Below are 23,046 nucleotides of genomic sequence, written 5' to 3'. Positions count from 1 at the left end.
CCCAGCGCAGCCCCTGCCGCGCCGTCACCTGGTGTTCGCCGTCGTCGCTATGGCGTTGTTCATGGCGTCGATGGACCAGACGATCGTCGCGACGGCCCTGAACGCCATCCAGGGCGACCTCCACGCCGAGCTCAACTGGAGCGGCTGGACGATCACGATCTACTCGCTCGGCCAGATCATCGCCATGCCGCTCGCGGGCAAGCTCGGTGATCACTTCGGCCGCAAGAAGGTCTTCCTCTTCGCGGTCGTCGTGTTCACGACGTCGTCGCTGCTGTGCGGGCTCGCGGGCAACATCTACGTCCTCGTCGCGCTCCGCGCCGTCCAGGCCATCGGCGGCGGCGGGTTCGTCCCCTCCGCGACGGGCATCATCGCCGACCACTACGGCCCCGGCCGCGACCGCGCGGTCGGCATGTTCACGTCGATCTTCCCCATCGGCGGCATCCTCGGCCCGATCCTCGGCGGCGTCATCGTCACCTACGCGTCGTGGCGGGCGATCTTCTTCGTCAACGTGCCGATTGGCGTGGTCCTGCTGTTCCTCGGCTGGCGGTTGATCGGTGAGACGAAGCTCAAACCGCTCGCCCCCATGGACATCCGCGGCCTGGCCCTGCTCGCCGGGCTGATGCTGACGGCCATGTTCGGCATGACGAACCTCGAGCACGGGGTCACCAGTGTCTGGTTCCTCGTGCCGATCGTGGTCGCCGGCCTGCTCGCCTGGCTGTTCGTCCGCCACACGGTCCGCGCCCGCGCCCCGTTCATCCCCATGCGGCTGCTGCGCGGCAAGGGCTTCGGTTCGATGAACGTGCTCAACATGCTCTTCGGCGGCGCCGCGATCGGGTTCGGCGCGCTCGTCCCCCTCTACGCCGAGGAACGCTTCCACCTCGACCCACTGGCGGCAGGCACCGTCCTGACCGCCCGCGGCGCGGGCGTCATCTGCGTGGCCGCGCTCGCGGTCATGACACTGCGGCGGCTGGGCTGCCGCATCCCGATGACGGTCGGCTTCGTGCTCATCGTCACGGGGTTCGGGCTCATGGCGTTCCCGCCGCCGGACGTCAACGGCTACCTGTGGCTCCTGGTGGCGGGCGGCGTCACCGGGGTCGGCATGGGGGTCGCCGTGCCCGCGTCGAACAACGCGGGCCTGCACCTGGCCCCCGACCAGATCTCGTCGATCGCGGGGCTGCGCGGCATGTTCCGCCAGAGCGGCTCGATCATCTCGGTGTCCGTGATGACCGCGGTGGCCACCAACAGCACCAACCCCGCGATGTCACAGGCACACGGCTTCGTGATCCTGTCGGTGCTGCTGCTGGCGTCCGTCCCGCTGATCTACACGATCCCCGATCACCGCGGCAGCTGGTAGACCGCGCAGACGTACTTGTCCCAGTAGCGGCCCGCGTAGAAGTCGTGCTCCTTCAACACGCCCTCGACCTCGAACAGCGTCCCCGCACCGCTTTCGACCTGCGGCCAGTTGAAGCCGGGGACCTCCAGGTACACCTTGTGCAGCCGGAACGTGTGGAACAGGTACCGGATGAACACGGCCGTGATCTCCGCGGCCTGACCGGTGCCCGCGTGGCCCGGCGCGAACACCGCGCCGACCGAGGCGTGGCCCTGCGCGATGTCGTGGTCGTACGCGACGACGTGGCCGGCCGGTTCCCCGCTCGCGGTCCCGCGCGCCACGAACTGGACCAGCTCCTGCCCGAACAGGTCGGCCGCGAACTGTTGCTGTGACGGGGGATTCCCCCGGTACCGCCACCGGTAGCCCGTCTCCGCGCCCGCGGCCAGCAGGTACAGGAAGTCGAGGTCGGCCTGCTGGATCGGGGTCAGCCGGTACACGGCGTTGCCCAGCACCGGCGTCAGCGGCGACCGGGGGCGGGGCGGCAGGAGCCCGGCCGTCGACGCGGCGCCGCGTTCACCGTCGGTCACGACGACGGACAGCCGGATCCCGTCCAGCGCCTGGAGAACGTCGCCGACGGTCCTCGGCCGGGCCGACACGCCCCTGGCCACCAGCCAGCCGGACAGCGTCATCATCGCGAGGCTGTCCAGGCCGAGGTCGTCGGTCAGGCGCGCGTCGTCGGTCAGTGCCGACGGGTCCAGCTCCAGCAGCTCCGCCAGCTCGTGGCGCGTGGTCTGTTCAGTCGTGGTCATGGGAGGTCCTCCAACCCGTGAGATACAGCCGCCGCGACTCGGCGCGGCGGACCTTGCCCGAGGTGGTCTTCGGCAGCGCACCGGGTGGCAGCACCGCGACGGCCCTCGGCGTGAGCCCGACCTCGGCGACGACGGCCGTCCGGACGGCCGACCGCAACGCCTCGGTGTCGGTCGCCCTGGACTCGACCGCGACCACCAGTCGCCCGTCGACCCCGAACGCCGCCGCGTTGCCCACACGCACCCCCGGCACGGTGTTCGCGGCCGCCTCGACGTCCTGGGGGTACACGTTGCGCCCCGCCGCGAACAGGACGTCGGACTCGCGGCCGCAGACGACGAGGTCCCCGTCGGCGAGGTAGCCCAGATCGCCCGTGTCCAGCCAGCCCGTCCTCTCCGGCCTGCCCCAGTACCCCCGCATCACGCTCGGGCCGGCGACCTCGATGCGACCCACCCTGCGTTCACGCGTCTCGCGGCCGTCACGGTCCACGATCCGCAGCCGGACACCCGGCACCGGGCCGCCCAACCGCGTCAGGGACCGTCCGCCAGGGACCGGCACGGCCTCGCTCCTGGTCTCCAGCGCAACGGGGTCGACGGTGTCCGTCCGCAGACCGGGGGCCGAGATCGTGACCGCGAGCGTGGCCTCGGCCAGGCCGTAGGCGCAGGTGATGACCGACGGGTCCAGCCCGTGGCGCCGTCCGGCCTCGGCGAAGCGGGACATCGCCGCCGGGTCGATGGGCTCGGCGCCGGTGAGGACGAGGCGGAGCGAGTCCAGCCGGACGGCCGGGGCGTCGTCCAGGAGGCGTGCCATCAGGCCCCAGGCGAAGTTCGGCGCGGCGGTCGCGGTGGCGCGGTGGGAGGTGATCGCCTCGAACCAGCTCATCGGGCGGGCCGCGAAGGCGGCTGGGGACTGGAGCACCAGCGGGCAGCCGCACGACATCGGCAGGATGAGGCCGCCGACCAGGCCGAGGTCGTGGCACAGCGGCAGCCAGCTCAGCAGGCAGCCGTGCACCTGGTCGTGTCGTGTGGCGGTGCCGATGGCGGCCACGTTCGCGGCCAGTTGCCCGTGTGTCACGGGAACGCCGCGCGGGTGCCGGGTGGAGCCGCTCGTGTACTGGAGGATCGCGAGGTCGTCCTGAGCCGGCCGGACCGGTGTGGCCGGCTCGGTGGTGGCGTGGGCGAGGAACGTCGCGAGGTCGGTGGCGGCGAGCGGCTCGGTGAGCCCGGTCAGCGGGTCGCCGACGAGGACGAGGCTCGGACGTGCGTCGGTGATCATGCGCCGCAGGTGGTCCACGTAGACGTCGGCGGGTTGTCTCGTCGGCAGCGGGAGGATGGTGACGGCCGCGCCCGCGAGCCACACCGCCTGGATCGTGGTCACGAGGTCCACGCTGGTGTCGGCGAGCAGCGCGACCCGCGAGCCGGGACCGATGCCCTGCCGCGTGAGAAGTGTGGCGAGCCTGCGCGCTCGTTGGTGGATCGCGGCCCAGGAGGCCGTGTGCTCGGCGCCGTCGGCGCCGAGCACACGCAGTGAGCCCGGTCCACCCAGCCGGCTGATGATGGTGTCGACGACCGTGCTCACCCTCGACCCCCTCGATCAGCAGGAAGCGGCAGAGTTGCCCGTCGTCCATCTGTGGGACAGCACCTTGAACTCGGTCGATGCGATGTTCCCTGCCTGGCCCCTGGGGACGAACGTCCAGGCGCCCTCCTTGGAGTAGTCGGGACGGTTGTAGGCGCACAGCCCGCCATAGGCCGCGTTCGTCCCGTGGTTGTAGACCGACCGAACGGGCTCCTCCGCCGCCCACGAGCACTCAGCGTGGTCGGTGTCCGCGGACTGGTACTGGCACTTCTTCCCGGTACCGTCGACACCGGTGTAGAAGCACGCGTACCCGGCTGGGCAGTTGGAGAAGTCCCGCGTTTCGGCAGGCGACATCCCGGAACCCGGCTCCGCTGTGGCGGTGCCCGCGAACACACCCCCAAGCAAAGCCGGCACAGCCAGTGCCATCGCGGCTTTTCTGGTCGCAGCAGCCATGATCTTCCTTTCTCTCGGTTGGAACTCACGGCCATACCGAGTAGAGAAGAAGTAGGCCTGGTCTGGTGCCGTGCGGGAAAATCCTGGATATTCCTGGACGATCTCGCTGGGGGGAGCGCGTGGAAGGACCGGAGCCGCGGCGGATACAGACTCTCGCCGAGCTGTCGCTCGAGCTGGAGCTGCTGCGGGCACGTGCCGCACCGGGCTCCCGCAAGACGAAGGTCAGCCTCGCTGAGCTGGCCAAACGGGTCGGCGAACCGCGTTCGACGATCCACTCCTACGTCACCGGCCGGTACCTCGCGCCGCCGGAGGTGCTCGACCGGATGGTCGCCGCACTCGGTGCCACGCCCGCCGAGCTGCGGGAGTGGGGCGAGGCGTGGTTCCGGGTCTCCGCCGACCTGGAGGTCAGGAAGCACCCCAGCGAGACCGTGCCCCGCGAGCTGCCCGCCGACGTGCCCGCGTTCACCGGCCGCGCCGTCGAGCTGGCCGCACTCGACCGCCTGCTCGACGACTCCGGGCGGGACACGCGGGCGGTCGTGCTCTCGGCCGTGGCGGGGATGGCAGGCGTCGGCAAGACTGCACTGGCAGTGCACTGGGGGCGTGCCGTCACCGACGCGTTCCCGGACGGCAGCCTGTACATCGACCTGCGCGGCTACGACCCGGACGAGCCCGTCCGGCCGGGTGACGCGCTCGCCAGGTTCCTGCGCACGCTCGGGCCGCACGGCGCCGACATCCCGTACGACCCGGCCGAACGCGCGGCCAGGTACCGCACGCTGCTCGACGGTCGCCGCATGCTGATCATCCTCGACAACGCCAGGAACACCGAGCAGGTCCGCCCGCTGCTGCCGGGTGCGGCGTCCTGCTTCGTCATCGTCACCAGCCGCGACCGCCTCTCCGGGCTGGTCTCCCGGCACGGCGCCCGCCGCATCGACCTGGACCTCCTCCCCGCCACGGACGCCACCGCCCTGCTGCGCAGGCTCGTCGGCCGCCGCATCGACGCCGACCCCGCCTCGGCCGACCGGCTGGCCGCCTACTGCGCCCGCCTGCCCCTGGCGTTGCGGGTCGCGGCCGAGTCGGCGGTCGCCCGGCCGGGCATGGCACTGGCCTCGCTGGCGGGCGAGCTCGCCGACGAACACCGCAGGCTGGAGCTGCTCCAGGCGGGTGACGACCCGAGGACAGCGATCCGCACGGTCTTCTCCTGGTCCTACGACCACCTCCCCGCGCAGGCCGCACGCATGTTCCGGCTGCTCGGGCTGCACCCCGGCACCGCGATCACGGTCACCGCCGCCGCCCGCCTGTGCGCGACCGGCGCCACGGAGGCCGAGCGCATGCTCGACACGCTCGCCGACGCCCACCTCGTCCAGCCGACGCGGCACGGCTACCGCATGCACGACCTGGTCCGCGCCTGGGCCCGCGAGCGCGCCACCACCGGCGAGGCCGAGACCGACCGCCGCGCCGCGCTGACCCGGCTGCTCGACTACTACCTGCACACCGCGGCGGTCGCGGTGAAGCTGCTGTACCCGCACGAGCGAAGCCCCCAGCTCGCGATCACCGCACCCGTCCCCGTCGCCGACGAGCCGACCGCACGCCACTGGCTGGCGACCGAACGCGCGAACCTGGCGGCCATCACCGTCCACGCGGCCCGGCACGGCTGGCCCCGCCACGCCATCCAGCTCTCGGCCGTCCTGCACCGGCACCTCTACCTCGCCGCGGACTTCACCACCGCGCAGACGCTGCACGAACACGCGCTGGCCGCCGCCCGCCGCCACGGCGCCCCCGAGGAGCAGGCCCGCGCACTGCACGACCTCGGCTCGACCCTCGCGTCGGTCGCGGAGTACGACCAGGCAGTCGACCTGCTCGAACGGGCGCTCGCACTGCACAGGGAGGCCGGGGACCGGGCGCGTGAGGCCCGCGCGCTGTCGAACCTCGGCACCACCTACTGGCGTTCCGCCCGCTACGACCGGGCCGCGACGCACCTGGAACGGGCGGTCGCGATCTACCACGACGTCAACGACCCCGCGGGTGAGGTGCGTGCCCGGCTCAACCTCGCCGCCACGTTCTGGCGGTCCGGCAGGTACCCGAGGGCCGTGGACCACCTCCATTGGGTGCTGGCCCTGTCCGACCGGCTCGGGATCCGGGAGGGACAGGTCCTCGCGCTCGGCGGCCTCGGCGCGGTCGGATGGCGCCAGGGCCGGTACGCGGAGGCCGTCGCCCTGCTCTCCAGGGCGTGCGTGCTGGCCGTCGAGGCGGGCGACCGGTTCGGCGAGTCGATCGCACGGATGCAGCTGGGGGCCGCCCGCGGCCGGACCGGCGCCCATGACGAGGCGGTCGAGCACCTGGAGCGGGCGGTGACGCTCTGGCGCGAGTCCGGCGACCGCGACGGGCACGCCGACGCCCTCACCAACCTCGGCGACGTCCACAACCTGGCCGGCAGGCACGAGACGGCCGCCACCTGTCACTATGAGGCCCTGCGGTTGTTCCGGGCCTGCGGCGACCGCACGGGCCTCGCCATGGCGTGGAACGGGCTGGGGGAGACCGCGAGTGCCACGGCGGCGCCGGCCCGCGCGCTGGGGGCCCACGAGCAGGCCAGGACGTTCGCGGTGGAGGCCGACGACCTCGTGCAGCTGGCCAGGGCCCACCACGGCACCGGGCACGTCCACCTGGCGCTCGGCGACGTGGCCGGGTGCCGCACGCAGTGGCGTCTCGCCGTGGCCCTGTACGACGAGCAGGGCGCCCCGGAAGCCGAGCGGATCCGGGGCGCCATGCCGTGACGGCTCAGCCGCGCAGGTCGTACACCGTCTGGCCGCCGACGGTCCGCGAGCTGAAGTTGTCGCTCACCCACTGTTCGATGTCGGAGCTGCCACCTGCCCGCATGCCGCCGCCCATCGAGACGTAGTAGCCGATCCTGCCCTCGGCCACGTACTGCTGGAACTCGGCGAGGGTCGGCGCCGGGTCACCGCCGCTGAAGCCGCCGATCGCGATGACCGACCTGCCGGTCGCCAGCTCCAGCTCGCCTGCCGACTGGGCGCTCATCGTCGCCGCGGCCCACTCCGTGTCGGTGTCGGACAACAGCGTCGTCAGCGCGCTGGAGGCGGACCCGCCCATCATGCCGCCGCCGGGGCCGCCGCCCATCTCGCCGTCGCTCGTCGGGCCGGACGTGGGGATCGAGCCGGAGTGCGCCACCGAGGCGGTCGCGACCGAGAACGTACCCGTGCCGAGCAACGCGGTCACGATCCCGGCCACCGCGAGGGCCCGAGCCCGCACCCCCACCGCGATCGCCGCCGACACCACGACCGTCAGCGCGAGGATCAGCCAGCGCAGCCACGGCAGCCAGTCCGGCCACCGGTCCAGCAGGATGAACGTCCACACTCCGGTGACCGCCATCATCCCCGTGAGCACGTACCGGACCGGCGGGTGCGCACGGCCACGCCACAGCTCCCGCGCGCTGATCGCGGTCACCCCGGCGATTCCCGGCGCGAGGGCCACGGAGTAGTACGGGTGGATGATCCCGCTCATGAAGCTGAACACCAGTGCGGTCACCACGAGCCAGCCGCCCCACAGCAACAGCGCGGCGCGGGTGCGGTCCGTCCTCGGCGCGTGCCGCGAGAACCACAGCCCGGCGACCAGCCCGACCAACGCGGCGGGCAGCAGCCACGAGACCTCGGTGCCGAAGGAGGCGCCGAACATGCGCCCGAGACCCGACGCACCGCCGAACCCGACGTTGCCGAACCCGCCGCCGCCCCCGCCGCCCGGGTTGCCCTCCCCGCCGAAGATCCGGCCGAGCCCGTTGTAGCCGAGCGCCAGCTCCAGGAACGAGTCGTTCGTCGAGCCCCCGATGTACGGCCTCGACGCGGCAGGCCACAGCTCCACGAGCGCGACGTACCAGCCCGAGGACACGACCACCGCACCAGCCGCGGCCGCCAGGTGCGCGATCCGCCTGCCCAGCGTGGTCGGCGCGGCCACCAGGTAGACGAGCGCCATCGCGGGCAGCGTCAGGAAACCCTGCAACATCTTGGTGAGGAACGCGAAGCCGATCGCCGTGCCTGCCAGCACCAGCCATCCGACGCTCGCCTTCTCGACGGCCCGGATCGTCGCGTACGCCGCCGCGATGAGCAGGAGCACGAGCAGCGGGTCCGGCAGGTTGAAGCGGAACATGAGCGTGGCCACCGGGGTCAGCGCGAGGCCGACACCCGCCAGCAGTCCCGCGGCCAGACCGGAGGTCCGCCGCACCGCCGCGTACAGCAGCCAGACCGACGCGACACCCGCGAGCGCCTGCGGCGCGAGGACCGACCAGCTGGAGAATCCGAAGACGCGGCCGAACAGGCCGGAGAGCCACAGCGACGCTGGTGGTTTGTCGACGGTGATGACGTTCCCCGCGTCGAGCGACCCGAACAGCAACGCCTTCCAGCTCTGCGTGCCCGCCTGTGTCGCCGCCGCGTAGTAGCTGTTGCCCCAGCCGCTCGCGGTGAGGTTCCACAGGTACAGGACGGCGGCTCCGGCGACGAGCAGCAGCCCCCAGGGTTTCTGCCTGCGTGGCGCGGGTTCCGCGGGCGCCGGTGCCGTCCTCGGCTTCTCGATGGCGATCAACGTGGGCTCGTTTCGGTCTGGCGGCGCGGGTGGAACACCCAGCCGCGGAGGAGGAGGAACCGCAGCACGGTGGCCGCGAGGTTGGCGAGGACCAGCACGGCCAGCTCGAGCCCGCGGCCGGGCGCGGTGAGCGCGTGCAGGACCGCGAGCGACCCGGACGTCAGCGCCAGTCCCAGTCCGAACACGATCAGGCCCTCGAACTGGTGGCGTGCCGCGCGTTTCCTGCCGCGCACGCCGAACGTGTACCGCCGGTTGGCCGCCGTGTTGCCGATCGCGGTGAGCCCCAGTGCGACGAAGTTCGCCCCCTGCGCGCCCAACCCGTCGCGCATCAGCGAGTACAGCACCAGGTACGCGAGCGTGGAGATCACGCCGACGGCCGAGAACCGGACGAGTTGGCGCAGCAGCCCCGTTCTCGGCGCGTCCCGGCCCAGTTGTTCGCGGAGCTCAGCCACGGGGATCCGCCCACTCGCGAAGCCGCGCACCAACCGCGCGATGCCCTTCAGGTCGGCGATGGCCGTGACCACGATGTCCACGCGGCTGTCCGGGTCGTCCACCCAGTCGACGGGCACCTCGTGGATGCGCAGGCCACTGCGCTCGGCGAGCACGAGCAGTTCGGTGTCGAAGAACCAGCCGGTGTCGGTCACGTGCGGCAGCAGCTTCGACGCCACGTCCGCGCGGATCGCCTTGAACCCGCACTGCGCGTCGGAGAACCGCGTCGCGAGCGCGCCGCGCAGGATCAGGTTGTAGCAGCGGGAGATGAACTCCCGCTTCGGTCCGCGCACGACCCGGGAGCCGCGCGCGAGCCTGCTGCCGATCGCGAGGTCCGAGTGCCCCGACAGCAGCGGCGCGATCAGCGGTGACAACGCGTTGAGGTCGGTGGAGAGGTCGACGTCCAGGTACGCCAGCACGGCGGCGGGGCTGTGCGTCCACACCGCGTGCAACGCCCGTCCCCGGCCCTTCTCCGGCAGGTGCACGGAGACCACCTCGGGGATCTCCTCGGCGAGCGCGTCGGCGATCGACGGGGTCCCGTCCGTGCTCGCGTTGTCCGCCACGGTGATCCGGAACCGGTAGGGGAAGCTCTCGACCAGGTGCTCGTGCAGCCGCCGGACACAGGGTGCGAGGTCCCGCTCCTCGTTGAACACGGGCACGACGACGTCGAGCACCGGGAGATCGCCCTCGGGGACGATGGCCTCCCGGTCGGTGGGGTTGGGCACGGTGAGCGTCATGTCCTCCACGCTCGGGCACCCCGCTTGGTCGCCCGTGTGGCTCGCCTGTGCGTGCGCTGTGCGTGTCATGACGTGAGGTCGTAGACGGTGACGCCGGACACGGTCGACGAGGTGAAGCTCGCCGCGACCCACTCGGCGATCTGCGCGCCCGCGTCGCTGCCGCCGGTCGCGGTGCCGGACATGCCACCGTCGCCCACGAAGTACCTGATCTGTCCACTTCGGACCATCTCCTGGAACTCGGCCAGTGTCGGATACGGGTCGGTGCCGTTGAAACCACCCACCGCGAGCACGGGTCTGCCGCTCGCCAGCTGGTAGCCCGCCGCGTTGTTCGAGCCGACGGTCGCCGCGGCCCACGTGTGGTCGCCGCTGTCCGCCAGCAGGTTCGCCAGGTCCGCGCCGACACTCGGCGCGTCGAGCAGGCCGCCCATGCCGCCGCCACGCGCACCGGTCGGACCACCACCGCCGCCGGGACCACCGAAGGCCTGGTTCGCCGGACCGGCACTGGGGATCGCGCCGGTGTGGGCCGCCGCGGCCGTCTCGAACGAGTACACCCCCGGCCCGGCCAGCGCGACGACCACGGCGAGCCCCACCACGGCCAGGTTGCGTTCGACCAGCAGCACCAGCCCGGCCGCGACGAGCCCGATCACGAGCAGCACCACCGAGTCCAGCAGCAGGTACGTCTCGAGCGCGGTCAGCGCCACCGCGCCGGACACCACCGCACACCCGACGAAACCCCTGCGCCACAACACGACTCCGCCGATGCCGACGACCGCCGCCAGCGCGGGTGCCAGTGCCACCGTGTAGTACGGGTGGATGATCCCGTTCATGTAGCTGAAGACCGCGCCGGTGACCACGAACCAGCCGCCCCACAGGACCAGCGAGTGGAACGCCGGGTCCCTGCGCCACGTCGCCCACAGGCCTCCGCCCAGCAGCACGACCGCCGCGGGCAGGAGCCACGCGATGCCGCCCGCCATCTCGCCGCTGAGCAGTCGGCCCCAGCCGGTCGATCCCCAGGTGCCGCCCGCGCCGCCGCCGACACTGCCGACCTCGTCGCCGGTGAGCCGCCCGAACCCGTTGTAGCCGAAGGTCAGCTCCAGCACGGAGTTGTCCTGCGAGCCGCCGATGTAGGGCCGGTCGGCGGCAGGCCAGAGCGAGACCAGCAGCACCCACCAGCCGCCCGCGACGACCATCGAGCCGAGAGCCGTTGCCAGACCGAGGATCCGTCTGCGCTTCGCACCCACGACGTAGGCGATCCCGAAGCCCGGCAGCACCAGGAACGCCTGCAGCATCTTGGTGAGGAAGCCGAACCCGACACACGCGCCCGCGAGCACGAGCCAGCGCGTCCTGCCGTCCTCGATGGCCCGCACCGTCGCGTAGGCGCCTGCCGTGAGCAGCAGGACGAGCAACGCGTCCGGGTTGTTGAAGCGGAACATCAGCACCGCCACCGGGGTCAGCGCCAGCACGACCCCGGCGACCAGTGCGGCCCACTCGCCCGCGACCCGTCTCACCGCCGCGTACAGCAGCCAGACCGTGGCGACGCCCATGAGCGCCTGCGGCACGAGGATGCTCCAGGTGTTGACGCCGAACAGCCGCGCCGACAGCCCCATCACCCACACCGAGGCGGGTGTCTTGTCGATGGTGATCCCGCCCGCCGCGTCGGTCGCACCGAACAGCAGCGCCTTCCAGCTCGCGGCACCCGCCTGCGCGGCGGCCGAGTAGTAGGCGTTCGCCCAGCCCGACGCGCCGAGTCCCCAGACGTACAGCACTCCGGTGGCGGTCAGCAGCAGGGGGAGCGCGGGCCGGACCCGCGTGCGGCGCACGGCGGGGGCGAGTGTCGTCATACTCCCAAACCTGGCCACCTGGCCTGAGTGGCGGCTTGGTCAATCCTGTGCGTGCGCTGTGACGAGTGATTCGCGCGGCAACGTCACCGTGAAGCGGGTCCACCCCCGCCTGCTCCCGACGTGGACGCTGCCGTGGTGTGCCTGCACGACGGCGGCCACGATGGCGAGGCCGAGCCCCGTGCTGCCCGCGGCCCGGGAGCGGGACGAGTCGCCTCTGGCGAACCGTTCGAACACCGCGGGCAGCAGGTCCTGCGGGATGCCGGGGCCGTCGTCGGTGACCGTCATGGTCGCTCCACTGTCGTCTGTGGACAGTCCAATGGTGACGGTCGTGCCAGGTGGGGTGTGCGTGCGTGCGTTGGACAGCAGGTTCGCGAGCACCTGGTGCAGCCTCGGCTCGTCGCCCGGCACGGTGACCGGGTCCGGTGGCACGTCGAGCCGCCACACGTGGTCCTGGCCCGCCACCTGCGCGTCGCTCACCGCGTCGACGACCAGGCGGGACAGGTCGACCCTGCCGTGGTCGAGCGGGCGGCCGGAGTCGAGGCGGGCCAGTAGGAGCAGGTCCTCGACCAGCGTGGTCATCCGCGCGGCCTCGGACTCGACGCGGCCGAGCGCGTGCGCCACCTCCGGCGTGACATCGTCGTCGCGGCGCCGGATCAGCTCGGTGTACCCGCGGACGGCGGCGAGCGGCGTGCGCAGCTCGTGGCTGGCGTCGGCGACGAACTGCCGCACCCGCAGCTCGCTCTCGTGCCGGGCGACGAGCGCGTCACCCACGTTGCCCAGCATGTGGTTGAGGGCGAGCCCGACCCGTCCGACCTCGGTGTTCGGGTCGGTGTACCGCCTGGGCACCCGTTCGGCCAGCTCCACCTCGCCTTGGTCGAGCGGCAGCTCGGCGACCCTGGCCGCCGTGGCCGCCACCCGCTCCAGCGGCTGCAGCGCCCTGCGCACGATGAACGCCCCCGCCCCCGCGGCGACGAGCAGACCGAGGAGCGCGACGGCCCCGATGATCAGTCCGGCGGTCAGCAGGATGCTGTTGACCTCGGACATGGGCAGCCCGGTGACGATCACCTCGCCCATCGGGGTCTGAGTGGCGACCAGCCGGTACTCGCCGAACGTGCCGAGGTCACGCAGGTAGATGTGGCCGTCGGCCGACAGGTCGAGCAGGGTCGCGTACTCGCCCGCAGGCAGGCTCTCGCGGTCGCCTGCCTCGGTGACCCGGTTGGCCTGCAGCACGTCACTGCCGTCGAGTAGCGCGTTGAAGGTCCCCGGGCCCTGTCCCTGGGTCTGGATTCCCACGGTCGGCCTGCCTGCCGCGTCCGGCGGTCGGGCACGGCCCTGCGCTCCGGCGAGCCGGTCGTCGAGCTGGCCGACGAGGAAGGCCCGCAGCGCCACCTCGGAGACCAGCACGATGATCACACAGACGAGTGCGAGCAGGACGATCTGCTCGAAGATCAGCCGTCGCCGCAGTGACCACGACTCGACGCCCCTACGCTCCCGGTTTGAGGACATACCCGGCGCCCCGCATCGTGTGGATCATCGGCGACCGACCCGCGTCGATCTTCTTGCGCAGGTAGGAGATGTACAGCTCGACGATGTTGGCCTGGCCGCCGAAGTCGTAGTTCCACACCCGGTCGAGGATCTGCGCCTTGGACAGCACCCGGCGCGGGTTGCGCATGAGGTAACGCAGCAGCTCGAACTCGGTGGCGGTCAGCTCGACCAGCTCGCCGCCCCTGGTGACCTCCCGGCTGTCCTCGTCGAGCGTGAGGTCCCCGACGACGAGCGACGCCCCGGCGGTCGCCTCGGTGACGCCGGTCCTGCGCAGCAGCGCCCGCAGCCGGAGGGTGACCTCCTCGAGGCTGAACGGCTTGGTGACGTAGTCGTCCCCGCCCGCGGTCAGCCCGGCGATCCGGTCCTCGACGCTGTCCTTGGCCGTGAGGAACAGGACGGGGAGGTTGGGCAGGTCGCCCCGCATGCGCCGCAGGACCTCGAGCCCGTCGATGTCCGGCAGCATCACGTCGAGCACGACGGCGTCCGGCCGGAACTCACGCGCGGTGCGGACGGCGGTCAGCCCGTCGAGGGCACTCCTGATCTCCCACCCCTCGAGCCGCAACGCCATCGAGACGAGCTCGGCCAGCGTGGCCTCGTCGTCGATGACGAGTACCCGGACGGGTTGCCCGTCGGGTCGCCGTAGCTCACTCCGCTCCACCATGGCTGTCATGTTCTCGCACGTCCGTGTGGGTCCGCTGAGTGAATCCTGTGAGCTTCCTGTGCCGGGGGAGGTCACAGCGGTTGCCCACAGCGAACACAGGACATCCACAGGTTGAACCCCGATCGTGGCCCTCATGAGTACCGAACAGACGTCGACATCGCCCGGTCCCGCCGGCCCTGCCGGCCCTGCCGCTCCCGCCGGTGGTGGCGTGGGTGGCCCCCCGGCCGTCCCGCCCCCTGCCGAATGGGGCGCCCCACCACCCCCGGCTGCCCCGAAGTCGAGGTGGACGGCGAAGCGCACGATCATCGCCGTCGCGGTGGCGGTGGGCATCGCCGCTGCGGGTGGCGTGGCGATCTACGCGGCGAGTGGCTCGGTGGACAACCAGGCAGGCCCTGGCGGCGGTCCAGGCGGCGGCCGTGCGGGCGGTCCGATGATCATGGGTGGTCCCTTCGGCGGCGCGGACGGCACCCAACACGGTGAGTTCCAGACGGGCGACGTGACCGCGATATCGGATGACTCGATAACCCTGAAGAGCGAGGACGGTTACGAGAAGACCTACGTGATAAACGGTGACACCCAAAAGAACGGTGACATAGCCAAGGGTGACGCCGTCACCGTGATCGCCAGCACCGAGAACGGCACCACGGAGGCGGACTCCATCCTGGAGTTCACGAACCGGGGGCCTGGCGGCAACCGGGGGAACGGCAACTTCGGCCCGCAGAACGGCGGCGGCAACGCCAACCCGAACGGCGGCAACTGACCTCGGGTAGCCGATCGACCGTGCGGTCGGCTCACGCGAAACGGCGAGCCGACCCGCAGGTCGACTCGCCGTTCCGTCCTCTGTCGACTATGGCGCCTCTGGCGGTGTCGGAGCCTGCGGAACGGAAGGTTCCGACGTCACGACGCAGTCCGGCAGGTCCCCGAGCAGGTCACCCAGCAGACCGCCGATCACGCCTGGCAGCTCGCACTCTTCGCCCGGCTCGTCCTCGCCCTGGCCGGGAGCTGGGGTACCCGGGTCCGGGGTACCGGGGTCGGGGTCCGGTACGGGATCGGTGGGCGGCGGTGTGGTCGGATCCGTCGGCGGGGTCGTGGGCGGGGTGACCGGGGGGGTGCCCGGCGGCGGGGTCGCCGGTGGGCTCGTCGGCGGCGCGGGCGGCCCGGCGGGCGGCGGGGTGACCTGGGTCGGTTCGGTGAAGGTCGGGTAGGTGCCCGCGTCGAGGATGTCGTCCACCGACACCGTGCCCTCGCGGTAGACCGCCATCCACGAGTGGACCAGCGACAGGTAGCTCGTCGAGTGGTTGTAGCTCAGGATCGCCTCGTCGAGACCGGCGGGTGTCCCCAGGTCGCGGTTCGCCGCGCACAGGTACCTGGCCGCGGCCAGCGAGGCGTCGTAGACGTTGTGCGGGTCGAGTTGCCCGTCGAGGTTCCCGTCCGACTGCCAGCTCGTCCACGTACCCGGGATGAACTGCATCGGACCGACGGCCCGGTCCCACGTCCGGTCCTCGTCCAGCGTCCCCTGGTCGGTGTCGGGGATCGCGGCGAAGGCGCCGCCGTTGAGCACCGGCCCGAGGATCGGCGTCAGCGTCCGACCTGTCTCGTCCACCGCGCCGCCACGCGCGTGTCCTGACTCCACCTTCCCGATGGCCGCGAGCAGCTCCAGCGGGATGTGGCAGTTCGGCTGCACCATGTTCGTCCGGTCGGTCGCCTGCTGGTAGGCGGCCAGCACGGTCGCCGGGATGGACCCCGATGCGGCGCCTCCCAACGGCAGCGGCGCGCCGACGAACCGCCCGCTCGCCAGGTGGCTCTCCACCGAGGGAAAGGCACGCGTCGGCGAGGTGCCGCCGTCGGCCGTCGTGGCCGGGTGCGCCTCGGGAAGCGGCGGTGGTGACTGCGCCGCCTGCACTGTCGACGACGCGGCCGACGCCGCGAGCACCACCGCGCTCATCGCGATCAACCTCGACGAAGGCTGCCGCATCCGGCGGCGTGCCCTGCTGTCCTTGCTCGCCAAGCCATCCACCCCTTCGACCCACCCGTTCGGAGGTGGACCCAGGTCAGTAGAGCACCGGTGCGCGACACGAGCAGGGGCGAGAAGGCAGGCATACCCGATCGGGCAGCCAAGCCAGCCTCATCGGTGACAGCCGCGTGCCCGGAGCGTCATGACCAGGGGAAAAAGGATCAACCCACTCAGCCCCTGACAAGACCGCCGTCGCCAATTAGGGTCCAGACCTGTGAAGATCGCCATAGCTGCTGAGACGAGATCCGGCGAGCGGCGGGTGGCACTGGTACCTGGCCTCGTCTCGCGCCTGACCGGCGCGGGCTTCGAGGTCGCGGTCGAGCCGGGGGCCGGCGCAGCGGCCCACCACACCGACGACGACTACCGCGCGGCCGGGGCCGAGGTCACCGAGGACGCGGCGCAGGACGCCGCCGCCCTGCTCGGTGTCGCGCCCCCGACGGACAAGCAGGTCGATGCGCTCGCCGCGCACGCGGTGGTGGTCAGCTTCCTGCCCGCGACGCAGGAGCTGGCGCTGGTCGCCCGCCTGCGGGACGCCAACCTGTCGGCGTTCGCGATGGAGCTGGTGCCACGCACCTCACGCGCGCAGTCGATGGACGCCCTGTCCTCGCAGGCACTCGTCTCCGGCTACCGCTGCGCACTGGTCGCGGCCGAACGCCTGCCGAGGTTCTTCCCGCTGCTCATGACCGCCGCGGGCACGGTCGCCCCCGCGAAGGTCCTGGTCCTCGGTGCCGGGGTCGCCGGTCTGCAGGCCACCGCCACCGCGCGGCGGCTGGGCGCGGTCGTGAAGGCGTACGACGTGCGTGCCGCCGCGGCGGAGGAGGTCCGCAGCGTCGGCGCGGAGTTCGTCGAGCTGGACCTGCCGCCGCTGGAGGGCGCAGGCGGGTACGCGAGGGAGATGACCGAGGAGCGGGCGGCCAGGCAGCTGGAACTGCTCGCCCCGTACGTCGCCGAGGCCGACGCGCTGATCACCACGGCCGCGGTCCCCGGCCGCACCGCCCCGATGCTGGTGACGAGCGAGATGGTCGCGGCCATGCGTGCGGGCTCGGTCGTGGTCGACCTCGCGGCGGAACAGGGCGGCAACGTCGAGGGCGCGGTGGCGGGCGAGGAGGTCACGATCGGTGGCGCCCGCGTGTGGGGTGGCCGCAACGTGCCCAGCCAGATGCCGGCGCAGGCGAGCCAGCTCTACGCGTCCAACGTCGTGAACCTGTTGCTGCACCTGGCTTCCGACGGCAAGCTGGCCCCCGACCTCGACGACGACATCGTCTCGGGCAGCTGCGTCACCCACGAGGGCGAAGTCCACCACGCGCCGACGCGTGCGCTGCTGTCATAGCCTTCGCCGCAACGCCACCGCGGTCGCGACGGTCGCGAGGGTGCCGAGGCCGCCCGCCACCACGAGGGTCACCGGCGCGGAGGTGAGGTCGAGCAGCACGCTCCCGGCAACGTACGACAGCGCGGCGGCGACACCGATCGCACCGTAGAGGTTGCCGAACACCCGGCCGAGCATGGCAGGCGGCACGAGTCGGGGGAGCAGCGTGTTCGTCGCGACGTCCATCGCAGCGACGCCGAGTCCCCGCACCGTCTGCACGGTGAACGCCGCCGCGACCGCCCACGCCAGGCCCGTCAACAGGTTTCCGACGCTGCTCACCGCGAACCCCGTGACCAGCAGTACGCCCATCGGCACCCGCACCGAGGACAGCAGCGCGTAGCCCACCAGCAACCCGATCCCCACCGCCGCGAGGAGCAGGGCGACCGCCGCGTCACCGGCGCCGAAGGTGTCGTGCGCGAGGAACACCAGCGCCACGTCGTCCACCCCGTTGCACGCCACCACCGCGCAGAACCCCAGCGCGATCGCCCGCACCACCCTGTGCGACCGGATGAACCGCAACCCGTCGAGCGCGGAACCCAGCAACCCGGCCGAACCCGCGGCAGGCAGCCGCGGCACGAGCAGCAACAGCAGGGCGGACAGGGCGAAACTGCCCGCGTCCACCAGCAGCACGCCCGGCACCCCGATCACCCCGACGAGCGCGGCGGCGAGCAGCGGCCCCAACACCTCGCCGCCCGATCCGAAGCCGAGCAACGCATTGGCCGAGGGAAGGTCCTCGTCGGACACGAGCGCTGGCATCGCCGACCGGGACGCGGGCAGGAACACCTGGCCCGCGACGGAACGCAACCCCACCAACGCCAGCAACACCGGCAGCGGCGGCAGGAAGAACGCGATCGCGAGCACGAGAAGGCCCTGCACCAGCTCCGAGGCGACCATCACGCGCCGCAGGTCGAACCGGTCGCTGACCGCCCCCGTCAGCGGCCCGAGCAGGGACGGCGCGAAGTCGCCGACCAGCAACAGCAACGCCACCGCCAGCGCGTCGCCCGCCCTGCCCGCGACCAGCAGCACCAACGCGACCAGGCTCAGCGAGTCCCCGGTCGACGACACGATCCGCGCGGCGGCCAGCGCGCCGAACGCTCGGTTGGTCCGGACCAGCCGGATCACGTCGTTCACGTTCCTCAGTTGACTTTCGGTCGCAGCGGCAGGTCACGCACGAGTGTCCACAGCACCAGGCATCCTCCCACCAGCTCCGCGACGGCGAGCGCGACGGCCGGTCCCGTCCGGAGCAGCAGCCCGTCGTCCAGCAGGCGGAAGATCGGGAACGACGTGAACCCCACCAGAGCCTCGCCGGGCAACGTGAGGAGGATCGCGGCCGGGGACAGGACGAGTCCCAACAGGAAGTTGCGGCTGAACGCGGCCGCCACCATGGAACTACCGGCAGTCCACAGTAGAAACGTCAGGTAGTAGCCGCAGAAGATCCCGACGACGTTGCCACCGTCGTGGACGAGTGCCGCCTGCGGCACCTGGTGCTGCCAACCGGCCGACGAGTAGAGGCCGCCCTCGACCACGTAGCCGAGCGTCACCAGCAGGGCGAGAACCCCTGCCAGGCAGAAGAAGTACGGCACGAGCTGCCGCATGAAGTCGCCGCGCGTGCGGCCGTGCGCGATGTGCAGTCGCAGGTAGCTGTTCACCGCGTCGATGCCGAGGCCCAGTGCGACCCACGGTGCGCCCTGTGTGGCGACGAAATGCCAGACGCTCACGTCTATGTCTTGCCAGATCGAGGTGACGAACGTGATCCCGACCGAGGCGACCAGCAGGACGAACCACGCGATCATCGCGAACGTCACGTGCGAGGTCACCAGGACTCGCAGCGTCGGCCAGCGGGTGCTCATCGGGTACTCCCGGAGGTCAGGTGTACGAACAGGTCCTGCAGCGCGACCGGCCCGAGGTCGAGACCGACCTGGCGGGCCTGCGCCAGCCGTCTCTCGTCCAGTGGCCCGTAGACGGTCGCGGACTTGGTGCGCCCCAACGTCTTCTCGCCGAGCACCTCGAGTCCGAGCGTGAACGAGTCGACCAGCGCGGCGTCCCCGGTGACGGCGGCACCCGCCGCGCGCAGCGTGTCGGCCTCCTCGTGCAGCAACACCCGACCGCGGTCAAGGATCAGCACCTCCTCGAACAGGCTGCCGACCTCCTCGATCAGGTGCGTCGAGATGATCACCGCGCGCGGGTGCTCGAGCACCTCGGCCAGCAGCACGTCGTAGAACTCGTACCGGGACGGGGCGTCCATGCCGAGATAGGACTCGTCGAAGATCGTCACCGGTGCGCGGGACGCCAGGCCGAGGGCGACACCGAGTGCGCAGCGCTTGCCGTGCGACAGCTGTCTGGTCGTTTTGCGGACCGGCACCTCGAACCTCTCGAGCAACTGCTTCGCGAAGTCGAGGTCCATGTCCGGCCGCAGCAGCTTCGCGAACTGGAGCAGGTCGCGCACGCTCGTCCTGAGCACCGTCGCGTCACCGGTGCCGCGCACGAGGCACACCTTCGCGGTCGCGGCGGCGTTCTCGAACACCGGCTCGCCGTCCACCGTTACCGTGCCCGAGGTCTGCCGCTCGAAGCCGGCGAGGATCGACAACAGCGTGGTCTTCCCGGCTCCGTTGCGGCCCAGAAGCCCGTAGATCTTGTTGCCGGACAAGGAGAAGCTCACGTCGGTGAGCGCGTCGGCCGCGCCGAAGCGCCTGCCGAGGCCGCGAACCTCGATCTCGGTCATCGCTTCCCCAGCTCGTCGATGCGTGCGACCAGCTCGGGCAGGTCGATGCCGATCGCCTTCGCCTGGGCCACCATGGGCTCGACGACGTCGGTGAAGAAGCTCTTGCGCCGCCGCTCACGCAGTTCCTCGCGAGCCTGCGGACTCACGAACATGCCGATGCCCCTTCGTTTGTAGAGGATGCCGTCGTCGACCAGCTGCTGGAACGCCTTGTTCACGGTCGCCGGGTTGATCCGGTGGAACGCGGCGTACTTGTTGGTCGACATCACCTGCTCGTCCCCGGCGAGCAGGCCGCTCAGCACCTCGTCCTCGATCCGGTCGGCGATCTGCCGGTAGATCGGGCTTCGGTCGTCGAACACCACGCGCACCGCCTGGTCCGTCGGTTAGTTACTCCACTAATGAACCATGTAGGTATCGCCCTCGTCAAGCACGGTGTCGCCGCTCGTTTGATCCCTAGCGGGAAAGCGCTTTCTCAAGTACTTTCCGAAGCATGGACAACGGAGTCACCAGGCGAAGAGTCCTGACCCTGCTCGGTGCCGGGGCGGCCACCCTCGGCATGGCGGCCGGTGTCGCACAGGCGGACGTCGACACGGCCGGCCGGTGCCGGCGCATCCCCCGAAGCGGCATCGGCATGCACCTCTACACCGTCCGCGACATCCTCAACGCCGACCCGCTCGGCACCCTGACCGCGCTGGCCGACATCGGCTACCGCTGCGTCGGGGTCAGCTCGTTCAACCGGCCCGCGGCCGAGATCCGGGACCTGTGCGCGGAAACCCGGCTGAACCCGGTGATCCTGCACGTGGGCCACGGCGACATCACCGGTAACTGGGCCGCGAAACTGGCCGAGGCCAGGACGATCGGCGTCAGGTGGGTCGTCCTGTCGTCGTTCCCCAACGAGATGTACACCGTCGAGGGCATGCGGCTGGGGGTGCGGCAGCTCAACGAGGCGGGCGCCGCGGCCCGTGAGCTGGGCATGGGCATGCTGCACCACAACCACGACAGCGAGTTCTCGGTCGTCGACGGCATCCGCCTGTCCGACATCCTCTTCGGCGAGTCCGACCCCCGGCTCGTCGGCTTCGAGCTGGACCTCGGGTGGGCCACGCGGGCGGGCATGGACGGGCGGCGGCTGTTCGTCGAGAACCCCGGCCGGTTCCCGGTCCTGCACGTCAAGGACCACGACGGCCAGGGCGCGTGGACCGACGTCGGCTCCGGCGTGGTCGACTGGGCCCGCATCTTCGAGAAGTACGACCGGGCGGGCGTCCGGTACTGGCTGGTGGAACGGGACGACCAGCCGGCGCCGCTCGACACGTCGCGGAACAGCTTCGACTACCTTGCGGCACTGAGGTTCTAGCGATCAAGAGCGGTCGCGGTGTAGGCAGAGAGGATGACTGGGAACTCTCGTAGGACGTTTCTCACCGCGACCGTGGCGGCAGGCGGCGCGGCTCTCGCGGGGGCGCCCGCGGTCGGGGCGGCGGAGGCGGCGGGCCTGCCCGAGCCTCCGCTGGCCCAGCGGCCGGACAGGGAGCTGCGTGCCATCCTGCGGGAGGTCGACCCGAGGCGCATCGAGGCGATCGTGCGCAAGCTGGTGTCCTTCGGGACGAGGCACACACTGTCCACACAGGACGACCCGAACCGCGGCATCGGCGCGGCACGGGACTGGATCCACGAGGAGCTGCAGAAGTACGCGGCGGCGTCCGGCGGCCGGATGACCGTCGAGCTCCAGTCCTACGTCCAGCCGCCGGCCGACCGGATCCCGGTGCCGACCAGGATCACGAACATCGTGGCCACACTGCGTGGATCCGTTACGCCCGAACGGGTCCACGTCGTGTCCGGCCACTACGACTCACGCGTCACCGACGTGATGAACGCGACGGCCGACGCCCCGGGTGCCGACGACGACGCGTCCGGCGTGGCCGTCTCGATGGAGCTGGCCCGCGTGATGGCCACCCGCAGCCCGAAGGCGACGATCGTGTTCGCCGCGGTGGCCGGCGAGGAACAGGGCCTCTACGGCGCGCGATACCTGGCGGCACAGTACAAGGCGGCAGGCACGGACGTGCAGGCCATGTTCACCAACGACATCGTGGGCAGCAGCCGTGCCGACGACGGCGAGGTCGACGCACACACCGTCCGCCTGTTCGCGGAAGGCGTACCGACGGCCGAAACCCCGGCGCAGGCGTCGATCCGGCGCTCGGTGGGCGGCGAGAACGACTCCCCGTCGAGGCAGCTGGGCAGGTTCGTCCGCGAGGTCGCCGTCAACCACGACACGGACATGAACGTGCGCGTCATCTACCGTCGCGACCGCTACCTGCGCGGTGGTGACCACATCGGCTTCCTGGAACAGGGTTACCCGGCCGCCCGGTTCACCGAGGTGAACGAGGACTACGCGCACCAGCACCAGGATGTCCGCGTGGAGAACGGGAAGCAGTTCGGCGACCTGCCGGAGTTCTGCGACTTCCCCTACATCGCACGGGTGGCGCGGGTGAACGCGGCCGCGCTGTGGACGCTCGCGACGGCACCGGGCACCCCGAGGAACGTGCGCGTGGTGACGAGCAACCTCACCAACGACACGGAGCTGGTGTGGGCGCGGGGCACCGAGCCGGACCTCGCCGGATACGAGATCGTGTGGCGCGAGACGACCGCGCCGGAGTGGACGAACGTCCGCCGCGTCGGCGACGTCACCACGGCGACCGTCGACCTGTCGAAGGACAACGTGTTCTTCGGCGTCCGCGCGGTCGACACGGCCGATCACCGCAGCCCGGTGGCGTTCCCGACGCCGCAGAGCTGAGCCCCTGATCGCCGCGCCCGGTCGACCCGGGCCCGTCGCCTCGGGCACCGGACGCGGCGAAGGGCGACCCTTCAGCACGTCACCCGCACTCGCGACCAGCGGCCCGTCGCGAGGTGCCCGCGAGGTCGCGGCGGGGTGCC

General features: G+C 71.5%; 19 protein-coding genes. 6 read left to right on the top strand and 13 right to left on the bottom strand.

What is annotated here, in order from left to right; all coding sequences use genetic code 11:
* The first annotated feature begins 31 nt into the window (after nucleotides 1-31).
* Nucleotides 32-1,354, top strand: a complete 1,323-nt coding sequence (locus CLV71_RS16870) for an MFS transporter (protein WP_243866523.1) — start codon at nucleotides 32-34, stop codon at nucleotides 1,352-1,354.
* Here the strand turns inward: CLV71_RS16870 and CLV71_RS16865 are convergent.
* Genes CLV71_RS16865 through CLV71_RS16855 form a run of 3 tightly spaced genes read right to left on the bottom strand, consistent with a single transcriptional unit; the run spans nucleotide 1,336 to nucleotide 4,162 of the window.
* Nucleotides 1,336-2,139 carry a GNAT family N-acetyltransferase gene (locus tag CLV71_RS16865; RefSeq protein WP_133903690.1) on the bottom strand — a complete coding sequence of 268 codons (804 nt, stop codon included), beginning with the start codon at nucleotides 2,137-2,139 and terminating at the stop codon, nucleotides 1,336-1,338. The two genes, CLV71_RS16870 and CLV71_RS16865, sit on opposite strands and share 19 nt — an antisense overlap.
* Nucleotides 2,126-3,712: an AMP-binding protein gene (locus tag CLV71_RS16860; RefSeq protein ID WP_133903689.1), complete on the bottom strand. Its 1,587-nt coding sequence runs from the start codon at nucleotides 3,710-3,712 to the stop codon at nucleotides 2,126-2,128. The genes CLV71_RS16865 and CLV71_RS16860 overlap by 14 nt, the downstream gene beginning before the upstream one ends.
* A 15-nt stretch (nucleotides 3,713-3,727) precedes the next feature.
* Nucleotides 3,728-4,162, bottom strand: a complete 435-nt coding sequence (locus CLV71_RS16855; protein ID WP_133903688.1) for a peptidase inhibitor family I36 protein — start codon at nucleotides 4,160-4,162, stop codon at nucleotides 3,728-3,730.
* A 119-nt stretch (nucleotides 4,163-4,281) separates the two neighbouring features.
* On the opposite strand from CLV71_RS16855, the gene CLV71_RS16850 reads away from it, so the two are divergent.
* Nucleotides 4,282-6,933: an ATP-binding protein gene (locus CLV71_RS16850; protein WP_133903687.1), complete on the top strand. Its 2,652-nt coding sequence runs from the start codon at nucleotides 4,282-4,284 to the stop codon at nucleotides 6,931-6,933.
* Nucleotides 6,934-6,937: 4 nt separating this feature from the next.
* On the opposite strand, the gene CLV71_RS16845 is transcribed toward CLV71_RS16850, so the two are convergent.
* From CLV71_RS16845 to CLV71_RS16825, 5 genes are all read right to left on the bottom strand, one after another.
* Nucleotides 6,938-8,749, bottom strand: a complete 1,812-nt coding sequence (locus CLV71_RS16845) for an ArnT family glycosyltransferase (RefSeq protein WP_133903686.1) — start codon at nucleotides 8,747-8,749, stop codon at nucleotides 6,938-6,940.
* Nucleotides 8,746-9,975: a bifunctional glycosyltransferase family 2/GtrA family protein gene (locus CLV71_RS16840; protein WP_133903685.1), complete on the bottom strand. Its 1,230-nt coding sequence runs from the start codon at nucleotides 9,973-9,975 to the stop codon at nucleotides 8,746-8,748. Before CLV71_RS16840 ends, CLV71_RS16845 begins: the two co-directional genes overlap by 4 nt.
* A 65-nt stretch (nucleotides 9,976-10,040) precedes the next feature.
* Nucleotides 10,041-11,816, bottom strand: a complete 1,776-nt coding sequence (locus tag CLV71_RS16835; RefSeq protein ID WP_133903684.1) for a glycosyltransferase family 39 protein — start codon at nucleotides 11,814-11,816, stop codon at nucleotides 10,041-10,043.
* A 39-nt stretch (nucleotides 11,817-11,855) separates the two neighbouring features.
* A complete protein-coding gene (locus CLV71_RS16830) occupies nucleotides 11,856-13,322 on the bottom strand; it encodes a sensor histidine kinase (protein WP_133903683.1) in 1,467 nt (488 codons plus the stop codon).
* Nucleotides 13,300-14,031 carry a response regulator transcription factor gene (locus CLV71_RS16825; protein WP_133903682.1) on the bottom strand — a complete coding sequence of 244 codons (732 nt, stop codon included), beginning with the start codon at nucleotides 14,029-14,031 and terminating at the stop codon, nucleotides 13,300-13,302. Before CLV71_RS16825 ends, CLV71_RS16830 begins: the two co-directional genes overlap by 23 nt.
* Nucleotides 14,032-14,155: 124 nt before the next feature.
* Between CLV71_RS16825 and CLV71_RS16820 the strand changes: the two genes are divergently transcribed.
* Complete coding sequence (locus CLV71_RS16820; RefSeq protein ID WP_243866522.1) at nucleotides 14,156-14,782, top strand: hypothetical protein; 627 nt, start codon at nucleotides 14,156-14,158, stop codon at nucleotides 14,780-14,782.
* Nucleotides 14,783-14,869: 87 nt separating this feature from the next.
* Here the strand turns inward: CLV71_RS16820 and CLV71_RS16815 are convergent, their stop codons facing one another.
* Nucleotides 14,870-16,030: a lytic transglycosylase domain-containing protein gene (locus tag CLV71_RS16815; RefSeq protein WP_133903681.1), complete on the bottom strand. Its 1,161-nt coding sequence runs from the start codon at nucleotides 16,028-16,030 to the stop codon at nucleotides 14,870-14,872.
* 220 nt (nucleotides 16,031-16,250) lie between these two features.
* Between CLV71_RS16815 and CLV71_RS16810 the strand changes: the two genes are divergently transcribed.
* Nucleotides 16,251-17,366 carry an NAD(P) transhydrogenase subunit alpha gene (locus tag CLV71_RS16810; protein WP_133903680.1) on the top strand — a complete coding sequence of 372 codons (1,116 nt, stop codon included), beginning with the start codon at nucleotides 16,251-16,253 and terminating at the stop codon, nucleotides 17,364-17,366.
* Here CLV71_RS16810 and CLV71_RS16805 read toward each other — a convergent pair.
* The 4 genes from CLV71_RS16805 to CLV71_RS16790 are packed head-to-tail and all read right to left on the bottom strand — an operon-like array spanning nucleotide 17,361 to nucleotide 20,480.
* Nucleotides 17,361-18,533: an MFS transporter gene (locus CLV71_RS16805; RefSeq protein ID WP_208297589.1), complete on the bottom strand. Its 1,173-nt coding sequence runs from the start codon at nucleotides 18,531-18,533 to the stop codon at nucleotides 17,361-17,363. The genes CLV71_RS16810 and CLV71_RS16805 overlap by 6 nt on opposite strands.
* A gap of 5 nt (nucleotides 18,534-18,538) precedes the next feature.
* A complete protein-coding gene (locus tag CLV71_RS16800) occupies nucleotides 18,539-19,252 on the bottom strand; it encodes a hypothetical protein (protein WP_133903679.1) in 714 nt (237 codons plus the stop codon).
* Nucleotides 19,249-20,124 carry an ATP-binding cassette domain-containing protein gene (locus CLV71_RS16795; protein WP_133903678.1) on the bottom strand — a complete coding sequence of 292 codons (876 nt, stop codon included), beginning with the start codon at nucleotides 20,122-20,124 and terminating at the stop codon, nucleotides 19,249-19,251. Before CLV71_RS16795 ends, CLV71_RS16800 begins: the two co-directional genes overlap by 4 nt.
* Nucleotides 20,121-20,480 (bottom strand): GntR family transcriptional regulator, encoded by a 360-nt coding sequence (locus CLV71_RS16790; RefSeq protein ID WP_133903677.1) that lies wholly within the window; start codon nucleotides 20,478-20,480, stop codon nucleotides 20,121-20,123. The genes CLV71_RS16795 and CLV71_RS16790 overlap by 4 nt, the downstream gene beginning before the upstream one ends.
* Nucleotides 20,481-20,611: 131 nt before the next feature.
* Between CLV71_RS16790 and CLV71_RS16785 the strand changes: the two genes are divergently transcribed.
* Both CLV71_RS16785 and CLV71_RS16780 read left to right on the top strand, forming a co-directional pair.
* Nucleotides 20,612-21,472, top strand: a complete 861-nt coding sequence (locus CLV71_RS16785; protein ID WP_133903676.1) for a sugar phosphate isomerase/epimerase family protein — start codon at nucleotides 20,612-20,614, stop codon at nucleotides 21,470-21,472.
* Nucleotides 21,473-21,505: 33 nt separating this feature from the next.
* Nucleotides 21,506-22,906: a M28 family metallopeptidase gene (locus CLV71_RS16780; protein WP_133903675.1), complete on the top strand. Its 1,401-nt coding sequence runs from the start codon at nucleotides 21,506-21,508 to the stop codon at nucleotides 22,904-22,906.
* Nucleotides 22,907-23,046: the final 140 nt, after the last annotated feature.

Origin of the sequence: Actinophytocola oryzae (assembly GCF_004364325.1) — a bacterium.
GTDB classification, from domain to species: Bacteria; Actinomycetota; Actinomycetes; order Mycobacteriales; family Pseudonocardiaceae; genus Actinophytocola; species Actinophytocola oryzae.
Note: the sequence above shows the minus strand (reverse complement) of the source record. Positions and strands in the feature narration are given on the sequence as shown.

Excerpts from the sequence above, each read along its gene's own strand:
- CLV71_RS16780 (WP_133903675.1), top strand. The coding sequence starts at position 21,506 with ATGACTGGGAACTCTCGTAGGACGTTTCTCACCGCGACCGTGGCGGCA.
- CLV71_RS16830 (WP_133903683.1), bottom strand. The coding sequence starts at position 13,322 with ATGTCCTCAAACCGGGAGCGTAGGGGCGTCGAGTCGTGGTCACTGCGG.
- CLV71_RS16800 (WP_133903679.1), bottom strand. The coding sequence starts at position 19,252 with ATGAGCACCCGCTGGCCGACGCTGCGAGTCCTGGTGACCTCGCACGTG.
- CLV71_RS16855 (WP_133903688.1), bottom strand. The coding sequence starts at position 4,162 with ATGGCTGCTGCGACCAGAAAAGCCGCGATGGCACTGGCTGTGCCGGCT.
- CLV71_RS16840 (WP_133903685.1), bottom strand. The coding sequence starts at position 9,975 with ATGACGCTCACCGTGCCCAACCCCACCGACCGGGAGGCCATCGTCCCC.
- CLV71_RS16795 (WP_133903678.1), bottom strand. The coding sequence starts at position 20,124 with ATGACCGAGATCGAGGTTCGCGGCCTCGGCAGGCGCTTCGGCGCGGCC.
- CLV71_RS16785 (WP_133903676.1), top strand. The coding sequence starts at position 20,612 with ATGGACAACGGAGTCACCAGGCGAAGAGTCCTGACCCTGCTCGGTGCC.
- CLV71_RS16835 (WP_133903684.1), bottom strand. The coding sequence starts at position 11,816 with ATGACGACACTCGCCCCCGCCGTGCGCCGCACGCGGGTCCGGCCCGCG.
- CLV71_RS16865 (WP_133903690.1), bottom strand. The coding sequence starts at position 2,139 with ATGACCACGACTGAACAGACCACGCGCCACGAGCTGGCGGAGCTGCTG.
- CLV71_RS16820 (WP_243866522.1), top strand. The coding sequence starts at position 14,156 with ATGAGTACCGAACAGACGTCGACATCGCCCGGTCCCGCCGGCCCTGCC.
- CLV71_RS16825 (WP_133903682.1), bottom strand. The coding sequence starts at position 14,031 with ATGACAGCCATGGTGGAGCGGAGTGAGCTACGGCGACCCGACGGGCAA.